Annotated in this window: 18 protein-coding genes; 14 read left to right on the forward strand and 4 right to left on the reverse strand. The window is 62.6% G+C overall.

Annotated elements, in window-relative coordinates:
- Positions 1-137 precede the first annotated feature (137 nt).
- From pyrH to lpxB, 11 genes are all read left to right on the forward strand, one after another.
- The gene (pyrH, locus tag D3242_RS25075; RefSeq protein WP_038646872.1) at positions 138-860 is read left to right on the forward strand and encodes a UMP kinase; all 723 of its coding nucleotides are present in this window, start codon (positions 138-140) and stop codon (positions 858-860) included.
- 109 nt (positions 861-969) lie between these two features.
- Positions 970-1524: a ribosome recycling factor gene (gene frr / locus D3242_RS25080; RefSeq protein WP_010909550.1), complete on the forward strand. Its 555-nt coding sequence runs from the start codon at positions 970-972 to the stop codon at positions 1522-1524.
- Between the two features lie 32 nt (positions 1525-1556).
- Entirely contained in the window at positions 1557-2291 is a 735-nt protein-coding gene (locus tag D3242_RS25085; protein WP_019858199.1) for an isoprenyl transferase, read from the forward strand.
- Entirely contained in the window at positions 2288-3103 is an 816-nt protein-coding gene (locus D3242_RS25090) for a phosphatidate cytidylyltransferase (RefSeq protein ID WP_064985512.1), read from the forward strand. Before D3242_RS25085 ends, D3242_RS25090 begins: the two co-directional genes overlap by 4 nt.
- Positions 3104-3198: 95 nt before the next feature.
- Positions 3199-4341 carry an RIP metalloprotease RseP gene (gene rseP / locus D3242_RS25095; RefSeq protein WP_064985510.1) on the forward strand — a complete coding sequence of 381 codons (1143 nt, stop codon included), beginning with the start codon at positions 3199-3201 and terminating at the stop codon, positions 4339-4341.
- 217 nt (positions 4342-4558) lie between these two features.
- Complete coding sequence (gene bamA / locus D3242_RS25100) at positions 4559-6943, forward strand: outer membrane protein assembly factor BamA (protein WP_064985509.1); 2385 nt, start codon at positions 4559-4561, stop codon at positions 6941-6943.
- Between the two features lie 75 nt (positions 6944-7018).
- Positions 7019-8074, forward strand: a complete 1056-nt coding sequence (gene lpxD / locus D3242_RS25105; protein WP_019858194.1) for a UDP-3-O-(3-hydroxymyristoyl)glucosamine N-acyltransferase — start codon at positions 7019-7021, stop codon at positions 8072-8074.
- The gene (gene fabZ / locus D3242_RS25110) at positions 8067-8534 is read left to right on the forward strand and encodes a 3-hydroxyacyl-ACP dehydratase FabZ (protein ID WP_020628878.1); all 468 of its coding nucleotides are present in this window, start codon (positions 8067-8069) and stop codon (positions 8532-8534) included. Before lpxD ends, fabZ begins: the two co-directional genes overlap by 8 nt.
- A gap of 13 nt (positions 8535-8547) precedes the next feature.
- Entirely contained in the window at positions 8548-9381 is an 834-nt protein-coding gene (gene lpxA / locus D3242_RS25115) for an acyl-ACP--UDP-N-acetylglucosamine O-acyltransferase (protein WP_064985507.1), read from the forward strand.
- The gene (locus D3242_RS25120; RefSeq protein ID WP_064985505.1) at positions 9353-10267 is read left to right on the forward strand and encodes an LpxI family protein; all 915 of its coding nucleotides are present in this window, start codon (positions 9353-9355) and stop codon (positions 10265-10267) included. The genes lpxA and D3242_RS25120 overlap by 29 nt, the downstream gene beginning before the upstream one ends.
- Entirely contained in the window at positions 10260-11432 is a 1173-nt protein-coding gene (gene lpxB / locus D3242_RS25125) for a lipid-A-disaccharide synthase (protein ID WP_064985503.1), read from the forward strand. Before D3242_RS25120 ends, lpxB begins: the two co-directional genes overlap by 8 nt.
- Positions 11433-11462: 30 nt before the next feature.
- Here the strand turns inward: lpxB and gltA are convergent, their stop codons facing one another.
- Positions 11463-12791, reverse strand: coding sequence for a citrate synthase (gene gltA, locus D3242_RS25130; RefSeq protein ID WP_019858188.1), 1329 nt, complete (start codon positions 12789-12791; stop codon positions 11463-11465).
- A gap of 183 nt (positions 12792-12974) precedes the next feature.
- The gene (gene gltX, locus D3242_RS25135) at positions 12975-14399 is read right to left on the reverse strand and encodes a glutamate--tRNA ligase (RefSeq protein WP_064985725.1); all 1425 of its coding nucleotides are present in this window, start codon (positions 14397-14399) and stop codon (positions 12975-12977) included.
- Between the two features lie 103 nt (positions 14400-14502).
- Between gltX and D3242_RS25140 the strand changes: the two genes are divergently transcribed.
- On the forward strand, positions 14503-16956 hold the full coding sequence (locus tag D3242_RS25140) for a ComEC/Rec2 family competence protein (RefSeq protein WP_064985501.1): 2454 nt from the start codon (positions 14503-14505) through the stop codon (positions 16954-16956).
- On the opposite strand, the gene lexA is transcribed toward D3242_RS25140, so the two are convergent.
- Positions 16950-17687: a transcriptional repressor LexA gene (gene lexA, locus D3242_RS25145; protein WP_020628877.1), complete on the reverse strand. Its 738-nt coding sequence runs from the start codon at positions 17685-17687 to the stop codon at positions 16950-16952. The two genes, D3242_RS25140 and lexA, sit on opposite strands and share 7 nt — an antisense overlap.
- Before the next feature lie 377 nt (positions 17688-18064).
- On the reverse strand, positions 18065-18838 hold the full coding sequence (locus D3242_RS25150; RefSeq protein WP_038652715.1) for a GntR family transcriptional regulator: 774 nt from the start codon (positions 18836-18838) through the stop codon (positions 18065-18067).
- Positions 18839-18990: 152 nt separating this feature from the next.
- Here D3242_RS25150 and D3242_RS25155 point away from each other — a divergent pair, with 152 nt between their 5' ends.
- On the forward strand, positions 18991-19977 hold the full coding sequence (locus tag D3242_RS25155; protein ID WP_064985722.1) for an ABC transporter substrate-binding protein: 987 nt from the start codon (positions 18991-18993) through the stop codon (positions 19975-19977).
- Between the two features lie 59 nt (positions 19978-20036).
- Positions 20037-20816, forward strand: coding sequence for an ABC transporter ATP-binding protein (locus D3242_RS25160; protein WP_064985500.1), 780 nt, complete (start codon positions 20037-20039; stop codon positions 20814-20816).
- The last annotated feature ends 5 nt before the right edge of the window (positions 20817-20821 follow it).

Below are 20821 nucleotides of genomic sequence, written 5' to 3' on the forward strand. Positions count from 1 at the left end.
TTGCCGGTCGGGCGCCGCGTGACATCCCGGCGCCCTTCGTGTATCGGAACTCGGCATCGTGCCAATGTTCGGGGCGCGACGCCTGCGCGAGGGCGGCCAGCCCAGGCGTGACCACATACAAAAATGACGAGGACCAGATGACGGTGAAGCCCCTCTACCGACGTGTCTTGCTGAAAGCGTCGGGCGAAGCGTTGATGGGCGAACAGCATTTCGGCATCGATGTCTCGGTCGTGGATCGCATCGCCGCCGACATCGCCGAGGCCCGCGCTCTGGGCATCGAGGTCGGCGTCGTCATCGGCGGCGGCAATATCTTTCGCGGCGTGGCCGTCGCCTCCAAGGGCGGGGACCGGGTCACCGGCGACCACATGGGCATGCTTGCCACGGTCATCAATTCGCTGGCGTTGCGCACCTCGCTGAACAAGATCGGCGTCGACGCCGTGGTGCTGTCCGCGATCGCCATGCCGGAGTTGTGCGAAAGCTTTTCACAGCGCCAGGCCACCGCCTACATGAACCAGGGCAAGGTGGTGATCTTTGCCGGCGGCACCGGCAATCCGTTTTTCACCACTGATTCGGCGGCGGCACTGCGCGCGGCCGAAATCGGCGCCGATGCGCTGTTCAAGGGCACGCAGGTCGACGGCGTCTATTCTGCCGACCCGAAAAAGGATCCGAAAGCGACGCGTTTCGAGCGCATCAGCCATGCCGAAGTCATAAATCGAGGCCTTTCCATCATGGATACGGCTGCGATTGCACTTGCGCGCGAAAACAACATTCCGATAATCGTCTATTCGATCCACGAAAAAGGTGGTTTCGGCGATATTCTGAGGGGCGGCGGCCGCTGCACGGTCGTCGCGGACGATTGATCCCGGGCCTGATCCCGACAAAGGGGAAACCGGCTTTTCGAAAATCAGGCTCGAACGGGGCCTTGCCCCGAAGCAGTGAACCCGCAGCAGACGGGTCGAGGAGACTAGGATGAGTGGTGAGTACGACGATCTCAAGCGGCGCATGGATGGGGCAATCGCCGCGTTCAAGCATGACCTGGCTTCGCTGCGGACCGGCCGCGCCTCCAGCAATCTGCTCGATGCCATCCAGGTGCAAGCCTACGGCACCACCATGCCGATCAACCAGGTCGCCAACGTCACGGTGCCGGAGCCGCGCATGATCTCGGTGTCGATCTGGGACAAGTCGATGGTCGGCGCCGTCGATCGCGCCATCCGCGAATCCAACCTGGGTTTCAACCCCATCGTCGACGGCACCAATCTGAGGATTCCGCTGCCCGAGCTCAACGAGCAGCGCCGCAAGGAACTGGTCAAGATCTCGCACGGCTATGCCGAGAATGCCCGTGTCGCCGCGCGCCATGTGCGCCGCGACGGCATGGACTTCCTGAAGAAGGCCGAGAAGGACGGCGTTATCAGCGAGGATGATCAGCGCAAACGTTCGGATCAGGTCCAGAAGCTTACAGACGAAACGATCAGCACCATCGATCATCTGCTTTCCGACAAGGAAGCTGAAATCATGCAGGTTTAGGGTTGGCGGCCGGCTGACCCGAAAGCGAGATCATGACAACGCCCGCGCACGTCGCGATCATCATGGATGGAAATGGACGCTGGGCCAAGGCGCGCGGCATGCCTCGGCTCGCCGGTCATCGCGCAGGCGTCGAGGCATTGCGCAAGACGGTGCGCGCGGCGCCCGATCTCGGCATCTCGTTCCTGACCGTCTATGCGTTCTCGTCGGAGAACTGGTCGCGGCCGAAGGCCGAGGTCAGCGACCTGATGGGGCTATTGAAGCTGTTCATCCGCCGTGATCTCGCCGAACTGCACCAGAGCGGCGTACGGGTCAGGATCATCGGAGACAGGGCAGGGCTGCAGGCCGACATCCGAGGGTTGCTCGAAGAGGCCGAATCGCTCACCGCCCGTAACGAGTCCCTGACGCTGGTGATCGCCTTCAACTATGGCGGGCGCGACGAGATCGTTCGCACGGCGCGCAAGCTTGCCTCGGCCGCGGCGCGCGGCGAAATCGACGCCGAATCGATCACCGCAGAGAGCTTTGCCGGCTGTCTCGACACCCAAGGCATTCCCGATCCGGAACTGGTCATACGCACCAGCGGCGAGCTTCGCCTGTCCAACTTCCTCTTGTGGCAGGCCGCCTACAGCGAACTCGTCTTCCTGCCTTGCTATTGGCCTGACTTCAGCCGCGAACACCTTGCCGAGGCGTTGCGCGAATTTGCCGGCCGCGAGCGCCGTTTCGGCGGATTGGGCCCGCAAGACGTCGCTTCGCGACCGGCCGCGGGATGAGCAACCTTCAGCTCCGCGTCATTTCAGCGGTCGTGCTTGCCGTCATCGCCCTTGGCCTGACCTGGCTTGGCGGCCTGCCATTCCGACTGCTGTGCGCGGCCATGTCGGCGATGATCTTCTACGAGTGGACACGCATGTCGCGGCCCGCCGCGGCCAATGGGCTGGGCTTCCTGCCCGAGGCGCTGGTCGTCGTTTTCATCGGCGCCTTGATTGTCGGGCTTGCCGCATCGTGGCTGCTGCTGCTTGTCGTGATTCTGATCGCCGTTACGGCGATTGCCGCCCTGGTTCGTAAGGCCGGGCAGTGGGAGGCAAGCGGTCTTGCCTATGCCAGCGTGTCCGGCCTGTCGCTTGCGTTGTTGCGCGATGGCGACCATCCGGGCCTCGTCGCCATCCTGTTCCTGTTCGCGGTGGTCTGGGCGACCGACATTTTTGCCTATTTCGTCGGGCGCGCCGTCGGTGGTCCCAAACTGGCGCCGTCGATTTCGCCCGGCAAGACGCGCAGCGGCGCGGTCGGCGGCGCGGTCGGTGGCGTTGTCGCCGGGGTCATGCTGGCAGCAGTCGCCGGTGCCGGCAATCTGGCGCTGCTTGGCTTCGTGGCGCTTGTGCTTTCGATTATCGCCCAGGCCGGAGACCTGTTCGAATCCTGGGTCAAACGGCGGCATGGCCGCAAGGATTCGGGCGTGCTCATTCCAGGCCATGGCGGCGTCATGGACCGTGTCGACGGGCTTGTCGCGGCGGCTCTTGCTCTATACGTCATTGGCTGGATTTCGGCGGGCGCCGATCATCCGGCGCAGGGGCTGTTTCCGATTTGAACGGTGTCGTTTCACGATCTGGTGCGGGCGTGCCTTGGATTCGCCTGGATTGATGTCACAGTCACCGCGACAGCGGAAGAATTTGAGGGCATGAGTTGAACGGGATTCTTCACGCGATTTTCAGCACCGAAGGCTTTTTTCTCGGCACGCTCGTGCCGTTTCTCTTCGTGCTGACCGTGGTCGTGTTCGTCCACGAGATGGGCCACTACCTCGTCGGCCGCTGGTGCGGCATCGGGGTCAAGGCCTTCTCGATCGGCTTCGGTCCCGAACTCATCGGCTTCAACGACCGGCATGGCACGCGCTGGAAGCTTTGCGCCATTCCACTTGGCGGCTATGTCAAATTTGTCGGCGACATGAACGCCACCTCCAGCCAGCCCACCCCGGAAGATCTCGAAACGCTGACCGACGAGGAGCGCAAGGTTGCCTTCCACACACAGGCCATCTGGAAGCGAGCGGCGACCGTGGTGGCCGGGCCCCTGTTCAATTTCCTGCTGGCGATCGTCGTCTTTTCCGTGCTGTTTGCCTCCTATGGGCGTTATGTCGCAGAGCCCATGGTGGCGGAAGTCACAGCGGACAGTCCGGCGGCAAAGGCCGGCATCCAGCCTGGCGATCGATTCGTCAGTGTTGACGGCAGCAAGGTCGAAACCTTTGGCGATGTGCAGCGGCTGGTCTCGGGCCGCGCCGGCGATACCATCACCTTTGTCATGCTGCGCGACGGCAAGGAAGTCACGGTGACCGCGACGCCGCAGTTGATGGAGCAGCAAGACGCGCTCGGCAACAAGGTCAAGGTCGCGGTGATCGGCGTCGTCAACAACAAGGAACTCGGTCAGCCGCGTCTCATCACCTACACCCCGGTCGGGGCGGTTGCGGCGGCAGTTGAGGAAACAGGCCACGTCATCGAGCGCACCGGCCAGTTCTTGCAGCGTTTCGCCGTCGGGCGCGAGGACAAGTGCCAGTTGGGCGGTCCCGTCAAGATCGCGGACATGGCCGGCAAGGCGGCGAAACTCGGTTTCGAATGGCTCGTGCAGCTCGTCGCACTGCTCTCTATTGGCATAGGTTTTCTAAACCTTTTGCCGATTCCCCCCCTCGACGGCGGCCATCTGTTGTTCTACGGGGTGGAGGCCGTCATTCGCCGGCCGGTGTCGGAACGGATGATGGAAATGGCCTATCGGGCCGGTCTGCTCCTGGTCTTGTGCTTCATGGGTTTCGTGTTCTGGAACGATCTGTTTGGATGCTGAAATCATGAAGAAATTTGGCTTTGGCATGGTCGATGTTGAGACGCCGTTTACCATGCACGGGGATATGAGTGACGCGAAAGCCACGCACCAGGGTTAAGTAAATACAAATTAACCAGAAGCCTTGCGTGTAGGGAAAATCCGGTTAATACGGTAGGGGAAATTACCGCACGTCCGGTTTTCTCGCCGTGGGGACTACGAGAAAAGGTTATTAAGCCCGATGAAGGCAGCATCCAAGTTTCTGAGCGCCGCGTCAGCGGCGGCACTGTCCGCCGCTCTGGTCGTGCCAGGTGCGCTCGCAGTACAATTCGTTGCCACATCGGCGGCTGAAGCCGCTGTCGTCAGCAGGGTGGAGGTGAGCGGCAACCAGCGTGTCGACGCCGATACCATCCGCAATTACATCACCATTAAGCCGGGCAAGGCCTTCTCCAGTTCCGATGTGGATGCGGCCGTCAAGGCGCTGTTCGGCACTGGCCTGTTCTCGGACGTCCAGATCAATCAGGTCGGCTCGACGCTGGTGGTCAAGGTTGCCGAGTACAAGGTCGTCAACCAGGTGCTGTTCCAGGGCAACAAGAAGCTCAAGGACAATGCGCTTGAGGCGGCGGTTCAGCTGAAGCCGCGCGGCACATTCTCGCAAGCGACGCTCGATTCCGACGTCGAGGCCGTGAAGGCCGCCTACAGGCGCATCGGCCGCGATGATGCCGGCGTGACCACGCAGATCATGGAACTCGGCGACAACCGCGTGAACGTGGTGTTCCACATCACCGAAGGCGACCGCACGCAGATCGCGGCGATCAATTTCGTCGGCAACAGTGCCTATTCGAGCCGTCGTTTGTCGGACGTGATCAACACCAAACGCTCATCCTGGGTGTCGTTCATCCTGCGCGACGACGTCTATGACGAGGACAAGCTGCGTGCCGACCAGGAGCTGCTGCGCCGCTTCTACTACAATCACGGCTACGCCGATTTCCAGGTCGTGTCGGCCGTCGGCGAACTCGACAATGCGACGAACAAATACACGGTCACCATCACCGTCCAGGAAGGCGAGCGCTATAATTTCGGCGATATCAGCGTCGAAAGCACGATCCCGGAAGTCGACTCCAAGTCGCTGGAATCGGTGGTCGAGACCCACAAGGGCGATGTCTACAACGCCAAGGATGTCGAGGACTCCATCATCGCTCTCACCGAGAAGGTGGCCGGTTCAGGCTATGCCTTCGCGCAGGTGACGCCGCGCGGCGACCGCAATTTCGAGAACCATACGATTTCGGTGGTCTATACGGTCGACCAGGGCACCAAGGCCTATATCGAACGCATCGAGATCCGCGGCAACGACCGTACGCGTGACTATGTCATCCGCCGCGAATTCGATGTCAGCGAAGGCGATGCGTTCAACCAGGTGCTCATCCAACGCGCGAAGAAGCGCCTGGAAGACCTGAATTATTTTGACAAAGTCGAAATCTCGAGTGTGCCCGGCTCGCAGCCCGATCAGGTGGTGCTTGTGGTCGACGTGGTCGAGAAATCGACGGGTGAATTCTCCGTTGGCGCCGGCTATTCGACCGGCGGTGACACGGCAGGCCCGTCCGTCGAAGGCTCGATCACCGAGCGCAACTTCCTCGGCCGAGGCCAGTTCATCAAGCTGTCGGCGGGCGGCGGCAAAAATTCACGCGACTACGCCGTATCGTTCACCGAGCCGTATTTCCTCGGTCGACGCATTGCCGCCGGTTTCGACATCTACAAGTCGACGAGGCAATACAACAACAACTACGACAGCGACACCACCGGTGCGACGGTGCGCTTCGGGTTGCCGATCACCAACAGCATCACGACACAACTGGCGTATAATATCTCTCAGGAGAAGTATAAGGTCGACGACAGTTGCGGCCCTACCGACCTTCCGAATCCTCCCGGCGGCACCTGCAACATTTCTCAGGCCATCTTGGATGGCATCGCAGAAAGCCCCTGGATCAAGTCGTCGGTCAGCCTGGGTTTGGTCTATAACACCATCGACGACATGAAGAACCCGCATGAAGGCATCTATGCCAACACGACCGTCGAGGTCGCGGGTCTTGGCGGCGATGCCAAGTTCGTGAAGATTACCGGGCGCGGCAGCATCTATCAGACGCTGTCCGAACAGCTTGACCTTGTCGGGCTCATTTCGGGTGGCGCGGGGCATGTCGAGGGATACGGCAACGACGGCGATCTGCGCATCTTCGATCACTTCCAGAGCACGGATCGCATGATCCGCGGTTTTGCTTACGGTGGTATCGGTCCGGTGGCTGAGGGCACCAGTGGCGACCATCTGGGTGGCACGACGTATTTCAACGCTTCGGCCGAAGCCCAGTTCCCGCTGCCAGTCGTTCCCGAAAGCTTCGGCCTGCGCGGCGCGGTGTTCGCCGACGCGGCGACGCTCTATGGCAACAAGATCGCCAATCAGTCACTGGTCAATCAGGACTCGACCGGCATGAAATTGCGCGCTTCGGTCGGTATCGGCCTGATGTGGGCCTCGCCGTTCGGTCCGATCCGTATCGACTATGCGATCCCGGTCAGGAAGGAAGCGAGCGACGACGTGCAGGAATTCAACTTCGGCATATCGACCCGCTTCTGATCGGCGGCAAACGATGTTCCTGGATTTTTTGGATCCGGGAGAAATGTTCCGACCTAGCTGGATATAGCTTCTGGAATGACCGATCCGGTGTTCTTCGCGCCATCACGCCGGTATACGGCGGCCGAAGTCGCGAATCTGACCGGCTCGGTGCTTGTCGATTCCGGCCAATCCGACGTTTCGATCGAGGCGCTGGCGCCGGCCCACGAAGGCGGTGCCAATGCGCTCGTCTTCGTCGACGGCAGGCGCAATTCCGCGCTGATGCCGTCATTGCGGGCAGCCGCGGTGCTGTGTCCGGCGGAATTCGCCAACAAGGCGCCGTCCAGCGTCGCCGTTTTGGTCCATCCGCGTCCGCAACAGGCATTCGCCCTGGTCGGCCGACTGCTGTTTCCGACAGCTGCCACGCCGGGTCCAATGACCAGTGAGACCGGTATTTCACCGCATGCCCATATCGATCCGACCGCGCATATCGAAGCCGGCGCCATTATCGAGGCAGGTGTGGTCATCGGGCCAGGCGTCTCGATCGGCAAGGGCACCGTCATCGCGCCAAACGCGGTTATTGGACAATCCTGCCAGATCGGCCGTGACGGCTATGTCGGCCCGGGCGCCAGCATCCAGTATGCGCTGATCGGCAATCGGGTCATCATCCACGGCGGCGCCAGGATCGGCCAGGACGGCTTCGGCTTTGTCGGCGGTGCCAAGGGTCCAGAACGCGTTCCCCAGATCGGACGGGTCGTCATCCAGGACGATGTCGAGATCGGTTCCAATTCCACCGTCGATCGCGGCGCCATGTCCGATACGATCATCGGTCAGGGCACCAAGATCGACAATCTCGTGCAGATCGCCCATAACGTCCGCATCGGCCGCAATTGCATAGTGGCCGGGCTTTCAGGTATTTCCGGTTCCGTGGTCGTGGGTGACAACGTTACGATGGGCGGCGGCGTCGGGCTCGCGGATCACTTGACCATCGGCTCAGGAGCCAAGCTTGCCGCCAGAAGTGGATTTATGAGCAATGTTCCCGCCGGCGAGATCTGGGGCGGTTATCCGGCACAGCCGATGGCGGAAGCCATGCGGGAGATAGCCATGTTGCGCACGATGGCCAGGGCACGCAAGCAGGGCAAGGACAATGGCTGATATGGTGGCGGCGACGACGCTGGAAGCGGTCGACATACTGGGGCTGATGAAGCTCCTGCCGCACCGCTATCCCTTCCTGATGATCGACCGCATCGTCGACATCGATGGCGACGATTCCGCCGTAGGCATCAAGAACGTCACCATCAACGAGCCGCATTTTCAGGGGCATTTCCCGGAGCAGCCGGTGATGCCGGGCGTGCTGATCGTCGAGGCCATGGCGCAGACGGCAGGCGCCATCTGCATCCGCAGCCTTGGGGCGTCGAAGCCGTCGCTGGTCTATTTCCTGACCATCGACAATGCCAAATTCCGCAAACCGGTCGTTCCCGGCGACCAGTTGAAGATTCACGTCAAGAAAATCAAGAAGCGCGGCAACCTGCTCAAATTCGCCTGCGAAGCCCTGGTCGATGGCACCAAGGCGGCCGAGGCCGAGATTTCAGCCATGATGGTCACCGGCGACTGACGATCGAGTGCTTATGAAAATCAAGACTTCAATCCATCCTTCCTCCGTCATGGAAGAGGGCGCTCAAATCGGTCAGGGTGTGCGCATAGGGCCGTTCTGCCATATCAGCGCCGATGCCGTGATCGGCGATGGTGTCGAACTGGTCAGCCATGTCTCCGTCATGGGCGCGACCACCATCGGCGCCTCGACCAAGGTCTATCCGATGGCGACATTGGGCGCACCGCCGCAGAACACCAAACACAAGGGCGGCCGCACGACGCTGGTCATCGGCGCCAACTGCACCATCCGGGAAGGCGTCACGATGCATGTCGGGACCGACACCAGCCGCGGCGAAACGACAGTGGGCGACAATGGCAATTTCCTTGCCTACGCCCACATCGCCCATGATTGCGTTGTCGGCAAGAACGCCACCTTCGCCAATGGCGCGACGCTGGGCGGCCACTGCGAGATTGGCGACAACGTCTATATAGGCGGCCTCAGTGCCGTTCATCAATTCGTGCGTGTCGGCGACAATGCCTTTCTTGGCGGGTGCTCGGCCTTCGTTGGTGACGTCATTCCCTATGCCATTGCCGTCGGCAACCGCGCCAGCTTGCGCGGTTTGAACATCATCGGCCTCAAGCGCGCCGGTCTGCCGCGTTCCGAAATCTATCTGTTGCGCAAAGCCTACAGGACGATTTTCGACCGCTCTCGCACCGTTGGCGAGAACATCGAATTCGCCAAGGCCGAGTTCGCCTCTTCGCCGACCGCCATGAAGATCGTCGACTTCATCAGCAGTCGCGGCAAGCGGCACTATGCAGTGCCATCGCTAAAAGGCAGCGATGGCGACTATACCGACGATGAAGACTGAGGCCGCTTCCGCCGGTCTTGATCTCCCGCCAGATGCCAGGGTCGGCATCATCGCAGGCGGCGGCAGTCTTCCGGTCGAAGTCGCGGCGGGCTCGGCCGGGCAAGGTTATCCGCCCTTCATCGTCCTCATGGAGGGCGAAGCCGACCGTCTGCCGGAATTGTGCCGGTACGAGCATGAGACCCTTGCCCTGGAGGCGATCGGCTCGCTTATTCCTTTGCTCAAACGCCACCGGATTACCCATCTGGTGCTTGCCGGCGAGATCAAGCGCCGGCCAAGGCTGACGCATCTGCGCCCAAGCCTTAGCCTGCTGGCGGTGATACCAATTGTCGTCATGGCGCTGGCGCGTGGCGACGATGGCCTGTTGAAGGTGGTGGCGCGCGGTCTCGAGGCCCGAGGGATAAAGGTCATGGGCGCCCACGAAATCGTGCCGAGCCTGGTCGCCGCCGAAGGGGTCTTGACCAAAGCGGTGCCGCAGAAATCGGATTGGCGCGACATCGAGGCAGGCTTTGCCGCGGCGAAGGCCATCGGGGCGCTGGATATCGGCCAGGCGGCGATCGCGGTCGGCGGCCGGGCCATTGCGCTCGAGGGCATCGAGGGTACGGCCGGATTGCTCGACCGCGCCAAACTGCTGCGTGGCCACGGCCGCATCGCCGGCAAGACCCGCGGTGTCCTGGTCAAATGTGCCAAGCCTGGCCAGGAACTGCGCGCGGACCTTCCATCCATCGGGCCGCAGACGGTCGAAGCGGCACATGCGGCCGGGCTTGCCGGCATTGCCGTCGAAGCGGGGCGCTCACTGATCCTCGAAGGCCCCGCAACCCTGTCGCGCGCCAATGAACTTGGTCTGTTCATCGTCGGCCTGGCCGCAGCGGAGCCTGCACATGGCTGACAGGCCGTTGAAGGTCGCGATCGTCGCCGGCGAGGAATCGGGTGATCTGCTCGGCGCCGACATCGTGCGTTCGCTCCGCCAGATAACAGGTCGCGAGGTGCGGCTCGTCGGCCTCGGCGGCCGGCATCTCGGCGAATTGGGCCTGGTGTCGCCCTTCGATGCCGGTGAGATCGCGCTGATGGGTTTCAGCGCCGTCCTGCGCGACCTGCCGCGCCTCATCAGGCGGATCGGCCAACTGGCCAAAACCATTGCCGAAGAAAAGCCGGACTGCCTGGTCACCATCGACAGTCCGGACTTTTCCTTGCGCGTCGCCAGGAAGGTGCGGGCAGCCAATCCGTCGATACCGATCATCCATTATGTCTGCCCGAGCGTCTGGGCCTGGCGGCCGGGCAGGGCGGTGGCGATGAAGCCCTATGTCGACCATATCCTCTGCATCCTGCCGTTCGAGGTGAAGGAACTCGACCGGCTGGGCGGCCCGCCGGGCACCTATGTCGGGCATCGCCTGACGCATGATGCGGGCGTGCTTGCCGCCCAGAAGGCGCAGGCCTTGCCGCGCGATCTTGCCCAGGACCGGATCAAGACATTGCTCGTCCTGCCGGGCTCGCGGCGCGGCGAGGTACGGCGACTGATCGAACCATTCGGCGACACCGTGTCGATGCTGCGCGCGCGCGGGCATCGGCTGCGACTGCTGCTGCCGACGGTTCCGCATGTCGCCGATCTCGTCAAATCCTCGGTCAATCGTTGGGACGAAAAACCCGAAATCATCGTTGATCCGCAACGCAAATGGCAGGCTTTCGGCAAGGCCGATGCCGCGCTGATCGCATCGGGGACCGTGTCGCTGGAACTGGCTTTGGCTGGTGTGCCGATGGTGTCGTCCTACAGGCTCGATCCGGTCGCCCGTGCCGTTGCGCCGTATCTTGTTTCGGTCTGGTCGGCGCTGCTGCCCAATCTCATCTCGGATCGCGCGCTCATCCCGGAGTTCTACAACGAGTACGTCAAGCCGAACAATCTGGCTCGCCAACTGGAAGCGTTGTTTGCCGACAGCGGCATGCGCGCCTGGCAGAAGGACGGCTTTGCGGAGATTGCGCTGCGCATGGCGACGGACAAGCCGTCGGGCGAGATCGCGGCGGGCGTTGTGCTGCGCCATATAAAAAAGGCGCCCTGAGAGGCGCCTTTTTTTAATCGGCAGCTTCGGTCAGCGCTTGGCGATCGGCACGTAGTCGCGCTCCGGCGCACCGGTGTAGAGCTGGCGCGGGCGGCCGATCTTCTGGCGCGGATCCTCGATCATCTCCTTCCACTGCGCGATCCAGCCGACGGTGCGTGCGACCGCAAACAGCACGGTGAACATGGTGGTGGGGAAGCCCAGCGCCTTCAGCGTGATGCCGGAATAGAAATCGACATTCGGGTAGAGCTTCTTCTCGATGAAATAGGGGTCGGTCAGCGCGATCTTTTCCAGTTCCATCGCGATGTCGAGCAGCGGATCGTCCTTGATGCCGAGTTCGCCCAGCACCTCGTGCGCCGTTTTCTGCATGATTTTCGCGCGAGGATCGTAGTTCTTGTAAACGCGGTGACCAAAGCCCATCAGCCGGAACGGGTCGTTTTTGTCCTTGGCGCGGGCGATGAATTCCGGGATGTGATCGACATGGCCGATCTCGCCCAGCATGTTGAGCGCCGCTTCATTGGCGCCGCCATGGGCCGGGCCCCACAGGCAAGCGATGCCGGCGGCGATGCAGGCGAACGGGTTGGCGCCCGACGAGCCGGCGAGGCGAACCGTCGAGGTGGAGGCATTCTGCTCGTGATCGGCGTGCAGGATGAAGATGCGCTCCATGGCGCGCGCCAGCACCGGGTTGATCTTGTACTCCTCGCATGGCACCGCAAAGCACATATGCAGGAAGTTTGCCGCGAAACCGAGATCGTTCTTCGGGTAAATGAAGGGCTGGCCGATGTGGTACTTGTAGGCCATGGCCGCGATCGTCGGCATCTTGGCGATCAGGCGCATCGACGCCACCATGCGCTGGTAGGGGTCGGAGATGTCGGTGGAGTCGTGATAGAAGGCCGACAGCGCGCCCACCACGCCGCACATCACCGCCATCGGGTGCGCGTCGCGGCGGAAGCCGGTGAAGAAGCGCGACATCTGCTCGTGCACCATGGTGTGGCGCGTCACGCGGTAGTCGAAATCGTCCTTCTGCGCCTTGGTCGGCAGTTCGCCGTAGAGCAGGAGATAGCAGACTTCGAGGAAGTCGCCGTGTTCGGCCAGCTGGTCGATCGGATAGCCGCGGTGGAGGAGAATACCGGCGTCGCCGTCGATGAAGGTGATCTCGGACTCACAGCTTGCCGTCGAAGTGAAGCCGGGGTCGTAGGTGAAGGCGCCGGTCGTGCTGTAGAGCGAGGCGATGTCGATGACGTCGGGTCCGACGGAGCCGCTTCGCACCTTGAATTCATGGGTCTTGCCGGCGAATTGAAGCGTTGCAGTAGCCTCTTGGTTCGCGCCGCCCACATCCAGTTTTTTCGCAGCTTCGGTCATTGCAAACTCCTTGTTGTTTCCTCATGCCGGCAAAGGCAAATTCTGCAGAGCGACACGTCGAAATCACCGCAATGCGCGTATTCGCCACCGCATTTTAGGAGGTGCGTGCCAGATTGGGCCAAGGCCTAATGTTGCACTGCGAAACGCGCCTTTCAATGCCAATCTTCTTGGGCCAGTTTGCTCCTAATCGATTTGATCCGCTATGCGCGCCAGGCTTTCCTCGCGCCCAAGCACGGCAAGCACGTCGAACACGCCAGGCGAGGTGCTTTTGCCGGTCAGCGCGGCCCGCAACGGTTGGGCCACGGCGCCAAGCTTGTGGCCACCGGCCAGCGCATAGTCGCGGATCACGGCTTCCGCCGCGGCTGCAGTCCAGTCGCCGGAAAACGCATTCAAAGCTTCGTGAGCGCCGCGCAGGATCTTGCGGGCGTCGTCGTTGAGCAGGAGGGCCGCCTTCTCGTCGACCGGCAGCGGTCGCGTGGCGAACAGATAGGCCGCGCCATCGACGAGCTCGACCAGCGTCTTGGCGCGCTCCTTCAGGCCCGGAAGGGCCGCCAGCAACTGCGCCTTGTTGTGTTCGTTGAGGCGCGCGGCCATCGCCGGGCCACCCTCGAGATAGGGCAGAGTGGCGATGAAGATGTCCAACAGCTTCGCGTCGGCCATGCGCCGCATATGCGCGCCGTTGATCGCTTCCAGCTTGGCAAAATCGAAGCGGGCAGCGCCCTTGTTGACGTCGCCGATATCGAACCAGGAGATCATGTCCTTGATCGACATGATCTCGTCATCGCCATGACTCCAGCCCAGGCGCGCCAGGTAGTTGAGCAGTGCCTCCGGCAGGTAGCCCATGGCCCGATAGGCTTCGACGCCGAGCGCGCCATGGCGCTTCGACAGCTTGGCGCCGTCGGCGCCATGGATCAGCGGGATGTGCGACATAGACGGCACGTCCCAGCCCATGGCGTTGTAGATCACGGTCTGGCGGGCCGCATTGGTCAGGTGGTCGTCGCCGCGGATGATGTGGGTGACACCCATGTCGTGGTCGTCGACGACGACGGCATGCATGTAGGTTGGGTTGCCGTCCGAACGCAGGATGATGAAATCGTCGAGATCCTTGTTGGGGAAGCGCACCTCGCCCTGGACGCGGTCATGGACGATCGTCTCGCCTTCGGTCGGCGCCTTGATGCGGATGGCGCCCTTGACGCCCGCAGGCGCCTCAGAGGGGGCGCGGTCGCGCCACTGGCCGTTGTAGCGCGGCGGCAGGCCCTTAGCCCGTGCTGCCTCGCGCATCGCCTCCAGCTCGGCCGGCGTCTCGTAGCTGTAATAGGCCTTGCCCAGACGCACGAGTTCCTCCGCGACCTCGCGGTGGCGCGGCGCGCGCTCGAACTGCGAGACCGCGTCGCCGTCCCAGGTCAAGCCGAGCCAGGAGAGGCCGTCGAGGATGGCAGCTGTCGCGGCCGCGGTCGAACGCTCGCGATCGGTGTCCTCGATGCGCAGCAGCATCGTGCCGCCGGTGTGTTTGGCATAGAGCCAGTTGAACAGAGCCGTGCGCGCGCCGCCGATGTGCAGATAGCCGGTGGGCGAGGGGGCAAAACGGGTGACGACCTTGTCGGACATGAAACTCTCGGAAACCATCTGAAGCGGGGTGCGGCCGCGCGGACTTTCGCGCGTCGCGCGTTCATGTAGCATAGGGCGTCAGGCGTGCAAGGGGCAGGACCCGATGGCTGGACGAGGCTGGGGCTCGGATCAGGGCGAGGACGCTGGTGTTGGCGTCAGCGAACGGTCGTTGTTTGCATCTCCCCTTGCGAACCCACTGCCATCGCCCCTTATGCCTGCACCCGGCAGCCAGCCGCCGCAGGCGGATATGCCGGCGACACTTCCGCCGCCTGCTTCAGGCCGGATTGTGCGTGTCCGGCGGCGACTCGCCCGGGTTTCCTGGCCTCGCCTACGCCATAGTGCGGCGACGGCAGCGGAGCTCGAGCTTGACCGGGGCATCGCCTTCCTGCTGGTGCCGGTTTGTCTGGCCGCTGGAGCGATCGGCTATTATTCGCTCGCGACGGAGCCTGATTTTGCAAAGCCTGTCGCGGTCGTCGTGCTGATGGCGGTCTGTGCGCTTGTTTCGCGCTCCTGGCCCAAAACCCATCTGGGCTTCACGGCGGCATTGTTGTGCGCGCTTGGCCTGCTTGTCGCCAAGGTCGAGACATGGCGGGCGGGCACCCAGATGCTGGGTTCGGAAATCTCGACGCAAGTCACCGGCCGTGTCGTTTCGCTCGACCGGATGGAGACCGGCCGCATCCGGCTGACCATCGACGTGACGTCGACCGCCCGGCCGAAACTGCGCTATGCGCCGGAAAGGGTCAGGCTTTCGGCGCGAGATATCCCGGCGGAAATGACCGCCGGCTCCCTGGTCACCGGCTATGCTAAACTGTTGCCGCCGACCGGTCCGGTGCGGCCGGACAGTTACGATTTCTCCTTCGACAGCTATTTTGCCGGCATTGGCGGCAGCGGATTCTTTCTCGGCAACCCAAAGCTTGTCTCAGCCACAGACGACGAGGTGCCGCTCACGGCCCGCCTTTTCTCGGGGATAGAAAATGCCCGTGAAGCCATTGCCGACCACATCAGGGCCACGGTTGGCGGTGCCGAGGGTGAGATCGCGGCGGCGCTGATCGTCGGCGTGCGGGCCGGCATTCCCGATGAAATCAACGAGGCGATGCGACGCACCGGCATCTATCACATCATCTCCATTTCCGGACTGCATATGGCGCTCGTCGCCGGTACCATCATGGGGCTGCTGCGCGGCGCCTTCGCGCTGTTTCCGGACTTTTCCGCGCGTCGGCCGGTGAAGAAATATGCGGCCGCCGCGGCCCTTTTCTCGATCGCCGCCTATCTCGTCATTTCCGGCGTCGTCGTCGCGGCCGAACGCAGCTTCATCATGCTGGCGGTGATGCTGATTGCCGTGCTGTTCGATCGCGCGGCGCTGACCATGCGCAATCTTGCGATCTCGGCGATCGCCGTCATTGTGGTGTCGCCGCATGAGGTAGTCGGCCCAAGCTTCCAGATGTCGTTCGCCGCGACCGCGGCGCTGGTCGGCGCTTATGCCGGCTGGGCGGATCACCATGCGGGAAAGGCAAGACCGCCACCGCCAAAGCGATCCCTGCCGGGTTTTCTCACGCGAAAATTCCTGCTGGCGACGGGTGGGTTGGCGATGACATCCATCATCGCCGGCTGCGCCACGGCGCTGTTTGCCATCTGGCATTTCCAGCGTGTGTCGCCGCTCAGCCTGTTCGCCAATCTGGCCGTCATGCCGATCGTGTCACTGATTGTCATGCCTTTCGCTGTTCTCAGTTCGCTTGCGATGCCCTTTGGTGCCGACGGTCCCTTCCTTTACGTGATGGGCAAGGGCCTGACCGCAATGATCGCCATATCGGCGTGGATATCGGAGCGCTCCCCGGTCGATGCGGTCGGGCTGATTTCGCAGCAATCCGTGCTGCTGGTGACCATCGCCCTGGTCATCGCGACGATGGCGACGACCTGGCTGCGGCTCGCGGCAGTGCCATTCGCGCTTGCCGGCCTGCTGACAGTATCGGATACGCGCGCCCCGGATGTGCTGATTTCCGAAGATGCGCGTTTGGTGGCGCTGCCGATCGGCGGTGGAGAACTCGCGGTCAGCCGGGCTCGCCCGAACGAGTTCACCGTCGACAATTGGAAACGCGCGCTGGTGTCCGAAACCATCGTCGTGCCGGAGATGTTCGACAAGGCGGACTGGCAATTCGACATTGCCGATGCCGCCAATCTGCCGCCGGGAGCGCCGTTTTATTGCACGGATGGCGTCTGTCTTGCCCGGCACCCGTCAGGGGCGATCATCGCGCATGTCGAAGACCGCAAGGACACCTGGAAGGCTTGCGGCTTCGCCGATTTGATCGTCGTCAATGACGCGACAGGCTATGATTCCTGCCACAATCCGCTGGTTCTTGTCGTCACCAAACGGCAACTTGCCCGCAAGGGCAGTGCCGCCGTCTTCTTCGACCGCCAATCGGCGACAGGTCCGCCAATCATCGGCTTCGCGGTGGACGGGCCATATCGGCCCTGGCACGAGCAGCGAAAATTTTCGCGCGAGGCGAGGGGGCTGCCGCCCTATCAAAAACCCGAAAAGCCTGCCGTTCCTGCTCAGTAACGCCGGATCAACCCGACAAGCTTGCCTTGCACCTTGACCCTGTCTGGCCCGAAAATGCGCGTCTCGTAGGCCGGGTTGGCGGCTTCAAGGGCGATCGAGGCGCCCTTGCGGCGGAACCGTTTCAGGGTTGCTTCCTCCTCGTCGACCAACGCCACGACGATCTCGCCCGGGCTCGCCGTGTCGGCGTTGCGGATGATGACCGTGTCGCCGTCGAAGATGCCGGCGTCGATCATCGAGTCGCCCTTGACCTCAAGTGCATAATGCTCGCCACCCATGATCATGTCCGGCGGTACCGAGATCGAATGTGTCTGATGCTGGATGGCATCGATCGGCACACCAGCGGCGATGCGACCCATCACCGGGATCGACACGGCGGAAACCGCATCGTCATTATTGCCGGCCGCGGGCAAGCGCGATGCCGCCGGCTTGATCTGGCGGCCAAGACCACCCTGGCCGAGGCTGCCCTGGATGACGCTTGGCGAGAATTTCTTTGCCGCGTTGAGGCCGGGTGCGATCGAATCCGGCAGCCGCAGCACTTCCAGCGCCCGCGCCCGGTTGGGCAGCCGGCGAATGAAGCCGCGTTCCTCCAGTGCCGTGATCAGGCGATGAATGCCTGACTTGGAGGCAAGATCGAGCGCTTCCTTCATTTCGTCGAAGGAAGGCGGAATGCCGCTTTCCTTGAGCCGTTCATGAATGAACATCAGCAGTTCATGTTGCTTGCGTGTCAGCATGGCGGCCCCCAAGGCATTGAACGACGGGTGTGAATCAGAATCGAAAAACAAACCCAGAACAAACACTATCTGTTCCAGTTGTGTTCCGCAACTGTTTAAAGTTTAATGAATTTGTTAACGCGTCTGAAATTATTTGGCCCCGGCAGCGGGCCGCGCTCGACCGCTTCCGCTCCCCGCAGGTTCATTGAAATCATTTTGGTTAATGGCCTGTGGCCTACCCCTGGATGCGGTTTGGCATCAGGCGTTTGAGAGGCGTCCACAGAGCGGATTTGTACGGTGTATCGATCCATTTCCGGCGGAACGAAACGAAATCAAAATGCCAACGATCGCGGGTTCAGGCCGGCCACGGCCGCGTCGATCTGGACGCCGCGGCGACGTCATCCGGAAACCGCTTTCAGGCTGCCGGCGCGCGCGGTGTAGGTGTTGGCGCCGTTGTCTTCGCTGTGGACATAGACATGCAGCGTGTAGCCGATATGCGCCGTCATCAGCGCCTTTGCCCGCTCGACGTCGCGATCGAGCGCCGCTTCCATGATTGCGGTGTGATGCTCGATGGCGATCGCTTCGCGCAGCGCGTCCATAGCCTCGCCATAGCCGTCCTTGAGGCCGGCCGCCGCCCGCAATGTCGGCGCCAGGCCGAGAAACCGATGATGCCGACACAGCTGATCGGCGATCGTCGAGCGAAAGCGCAACAGCCAGTTCGACGTCGCCGCGCTCAGCAACGCCGCATGGAAGGCCTCGTGGCTCTCGTCCCATTTGTCGACGGCCGCATCGGAAGGGTCTTCGACCGCGGTCTTGCAGCGGGAGAGCCGGTAATGAGCGGTGACAACCGCGTCCTCCCATTCCCTGCCGCCGTTCGCGATCGATTCCAGGAACAGCGGCATTTCGACAACCATCCTTGCGCGCGCCAGGTCCTCGAGCTCGGCGCGCGACACGGGAGCGACGGCAAAGCCGCGATTGCTGATGGCGGTGACCAGACGCTCGGCTTCAAGTCGGGACAAGGCTTCACGCAGCGGCGTCCATCCGACGCCGTATGTGCCGCGCAGCGCGCTCAGCTTGAGCGGCGCGCCCGGCATGAGGCGGGTGGTCAGGATATCGCGCCGCAGCAGCTGATAGGCCGCCTCGGTCTTCGTGGAATTGTTCTGATCCTGCATCGCCATCCGTCCGTCATCGGCTTGCGAAAATTATATATGAAGCGGAGGTATGGCAAGAATTATATATAATGTTTGACACACGGCGGGCGACTGACCATGATCGCCGCAGTTGCCGTCCTGTGGGCGGCGCTGATCAAATCTGGGAGGAAATGATGTTGAAGTCGAAGTCCGCTTGGCTGTCGGGATTGGCCCTGGCAGGCGCATTAATGGTCAGCGCAGGCAGCGCCGCGGCCGATCAGATACGCATCGGCATCGCCAATTTCGGCGAGCATCCGCAGCTCAACGCCGCCATAGCGGGCTTCAAGAAGGCATTGACGGACAACGGTTTTGTCGAGGGCAAGGACGTCGTCTACACCGAAAGCCATACCAATTTCGATGCATCGCTGGTGCCGCAGATGATCGCCAAGCTGCAGGCGGAGCAGCCCAAGCTGATCTACACCATCACCACGCCGGTCTCGCAGATCGCCAAGAAGGCGCTCGCCGGTTCCGGCATTCCGATCGTCTTTGCCGCGGTCACCGATCCGGTGGCGGCCAAGCTGGTGCCGTCGTGGGACGCCGGAGACGAAGGCATGACCGGCGCCAGCGATCTGCAGGATGTCGCCGCGGTGATGGCCTTCACCAAGAAACTGCTGCCGAACGCCAAGCGTTTTGGCGTGCCTTACAATCCAGGCGAGGCCAATGACGTTGCCCTGATCGAAAAGATCAAGGCGGCGGCACCCGCCGCCGGCTTTGAGGTCGTCGAAGTCGGTGTCGACAACGTCAATGACATCCAGCAGCGCATCGCTTCGCTCGCCGGCAAGGTCGACGTGATCTACGGTCCGGCCTCGAACCTGATCCAGCCGGCGATCGCCGCTGTCTCCGCGGCCGCCCGCCAGGCCGGTATCCCGGTCGTCAACTCTGATGACAGCGCGGTCCGCAACGGCACCGTGCCGGCGAGCTTCGCGCTCAATTACACGCAGGTCGGCATGAACGCCGGCAACATCGCCGCCGAAATCCTCAAGGGCAAGGATCCCAAGACGATCGCGCCGTCGCGCCCGGCCTACAAGGATCACATGGCAACGATTTCCCGCAAGGCGATGGCCGCGTTCGGCATCGAGATACCGGCTTCGATGGCCGATTGCGGCTGCATCGTCGACTGATATCGGGCTGCAAGGGGCGATGGCGTTGGCGCCGTCGCCCTTCCGGCCAGGGAGGAACGATGCTCGATATCCGATCCGCGCGCAAAGTATTCTACAAGGGGCAGGCCGACGAGAAGGTCGCGCTCGACGGCCTCAGCCTGTCATTGGCCACCGGCGAGTTCGGCATCGTCATCGGCTCCAACGGGGCCGGTAAGAGCAGCATGCTCAACGCTATTTCCGGAGCCCTCGGCCTGGATTCCGGCAAGATCCTGATCAACGGCGCCGACGTGACAGCCATGCCGGTGCACAAGCGCGCCACACGATTGGCGCGCGTCTTCCAGGATCCGATGCGCGGCACCGCCGCCAGCATGACCGTGGCGGAGAACATGCTGCTGGCCGATCTGCGCAGCCAAAAACGCACGCTGCGGCAAGGGCTGAACGCCACGCGGCTCGCGTCCTACAAGGAGCGCCTGTCGATATTGGGGCTCGGCCTCGAAAATCGTCTCGACACCCGTGTCGACCTGCTCTCGGGCGGGCAGCGGCAGTCGCTGTCGCTGATCATGGCAGTCGGCGGATCGCCGGACCTGCTGCTGCTCGACGAGCATACCGCGGCACTTGACCCGCGCACGGCCGAGATCGTCATGCAGGCGACGGTGCGTGCCGTCAACGCGCTGAAGCTGACCACGCTGATGGTGACCCACAACATGCAGCACGCCGTCGACTATGGCAGCCGGGTGATCATGCTCGACGCGGGCCGGGTCCTGCTGGAGGTCACCGGCGAGGAGAAGGCGAGGGTCACGGTTATCGATCTGATCGGCCATTTTTCCATCAAGACCGACCGCATGTTGCTGGCGAGCTGACCACC

This window comes from Mesorhizobium jarvisii (genome assembly GCF_003601985.1).
GTDB lineage: Bacteria > Pseudomonadota > Alphaproteobacteria > Rhizobiales > Rhizobiaceae > Mesorhizobium > Mesorhizobium jarvisii.